The sequence below is a fragment of the Mesorhizobium sp. M4A.F.Ca.ET.090.04.2.1 genome (assembly GCF_003999085.1).
GTDB lineage: Bacteria > Pseudomonadota > Alphaproteobacteria > Rhizobiales > Rhizobiaceae > Mesorhizobium.
Map to the genome: position 1 here is coordinate 1 of NZ_RZOT01000724.1, position 2,271 is coordinate 2,271.

The window sequence follows — 2,271 nt, forward strand, 5'->3', positions numbered from 1 at the left end:
GGCCGTTGTCCTCGACGGAGAAGCCGGGATTGCCGCGATCGCTGCGAAACGTGCGCACCTTGATCAGCCGGTCGCCTGCGACGCCAGCCAACGCATGCTGACTGTTGACGAGGAAGTTGGCGGCCACCTGCGTGACATGGTCGGCATCGGCCATGGCCAGCAGCGGGCCGACGGCGAACTCGGTGTCGATGATGATGCCGCTGGAGCGCGCGCCATAGGCTGTCACTTCGAGCGCGGCGCGGATCACCTGGTTGAGGTCGGTCTCTGCCTGCTCGGTCGGATGCAGGCGCACCATCGACAGGAAGCTCTTGACGATGCGGCCGCAGCGCTCGGCGGCTGCGCGTACCTTCTCGGCGCGCACCTTGGTCTGCGGGTCGGTGGCGAACTCATGCAACAGCGTCGATTGCGCGACGACCACGGCAAGGGGGTTGTTCAGCTCGTGCGAGACGCCGGCCAGCAGCGAACCCATGGCGGCCATCTTCTCGTTCTGGTGCAGCTTCTCGCGCTGGCGGCCGATTTCCTCCTCGGCGCGCAGCTTGTCGCGCAAATCGCGGATCGAGCCGAAGATCAGCCTGCGGTCGGCAACCCGCATCTCGGTCGCCGTCAGTTCGATCGGGAACACCTCGCCGGCGGCATTCTGGGTCACGGTCTCGAGCCGCTGGCCAACCATTGGCGCGCCGCGGCCCGACATGTATTCGGCGCCCGAGGCATAGCCCTTGCGGTAGTAGATCGGAACGATGGTGTCGAGCAGGTCCTTGCCGAGGATGTCGCTGCGCGGGAAGCCGAACATCTTCTCGGCCGCCGGATTGAACTCGATGATCGAGCCGGTCTCGTCGATGACGACGATGGCGTCGAGCGAAGCCTGCAGCATGGTGCGGCGGATAACCTCACTGGCATGGGCGTCGGAGGGCGAGTGCTCGATGGCATCGCCGATGGCCAGCGCGATGATGTGCAGCGTCGCCTCTTCCTCATCGGTCCATTCGCGCTCGGCGACACAATCGTTGACCGCCAGCGTGCCCCAGAGATGGCCATGCGCGAAGACCGACACCGACAGGAACGACTTGATATTCTGCTTCTCGAAGTCGGCTCTCAGGAAGCCGTCGAGATCGCGGGTATGGCCGGCAAAGACCTTGCCTTGCCGCTCGTCCTCCTGCAGCCGCTCCAGCAACGGGTCGGAATTGATGATCGACTGCATGATGACGGTGGGCGAGGCGAGTTCGCCGCCGAATTCGGGATCGATCCAGTAGGCCGAGACCGACTGGGCGAAGCCCTGGCCCGGAAGCTCGCGAAGCCGAAACAGAATGCCGCGCTGGCAATCCATGGCGCGGCAGAGCGTCTCCAGGATGATGTCCATCTCGCGCTGCCAGTCACCGGCCTCGCGCAGCCGGCGCACGACGCGGACGGCCGCCATCGCCGCGCCCTGGCGGGTGGCTTGCATATCCGTTCGGGCGGCTTCGGCTGTCATGTTCAATACGTCACCCAGGGCCAGATCGGCAGGATATGAAATTCAGCACACAGTTCGAAAATCGATCGTGGGTTCCCGGAGGAACCATATGCAGGACAAAAATGCTACAGCGTTCTTTGCGCATCCGGAAGGACACGCGCCAGCCGGATTCCGGATATCGAAGGTCACCGGCCGTCATGGCCGAATGACGGCGGCCTCACAGTTCGGGCCGCTGCGGTTCAGGCTCAGTTGCCCTCGCCGCTCGGCAGCGAGAAGATATAGCCCTCGCCGCGCACCGTGCGCAGGAACTTCGGGTTGGCGGGGTCGGTCTCGATCTTCTTTCGCAGCCGCATGATGCGGATGTCGACCGCCCGCGAAGATTCCGGGTCCTCGACGAAGCCGATCGCTTCGGAGATCGCCGCTCGTGTCAGCAGACGGTTGGCGCGCGTCAGGAAGACTTCCAGTACGTCGAACTCGCTTTTGGCCATGTCGACGACCGCGCCGTTGGCACCGGTGACCAGCCTGCCGTCGAGATCGGCGTGGAATGAGCCGAAGCTCATGCGGCGGCCGGCAGAGGCCGGTTCGGGCTTGGCGGCCTGCGGCTCGGCCGGCTGCGGCACGCGGCGCAGCACGCTGCGCACCCGGGCCAGCACCTCGCGCAGTTCGTAAGGCTTGACGATGTAGTCGTCGGCGCCGAGCTCGAGCCCGACGATGCGATCAAGCGCGGTGCCGGCCGCGGTGGCATAGATGATGCCGATCGGGGTCTTGGAGCGCAGCCAGCGGCCGAACGACAGGCCGTCCTCGCCAGGCATGGCTATGTCGAGGAT

2 protein-coding genes are annotated in these 2,271 nt (G+C 65.4%); both read right to left on the reverse strand.

The window, feature by feature from the left end:
• A partial coding sequence (locus EN781_RS31000; RefSeq protein WP_189347951.1) for a sensor histidine kinase occupies positions 1–1,465 on the reverse strand: 1,465 nt, incomplete at its 3' end.
• Positions 1,466–1,689: 224 nt separating this feature from the next.
• Positions 1,690–2,271, reverse strand: a 582-nt coding sequence (locus tag EN781_RS31005; protein WP_245492695.1) for a response regulator transcription factor, incomplete at its 5' end; no start/stop codon positions are given.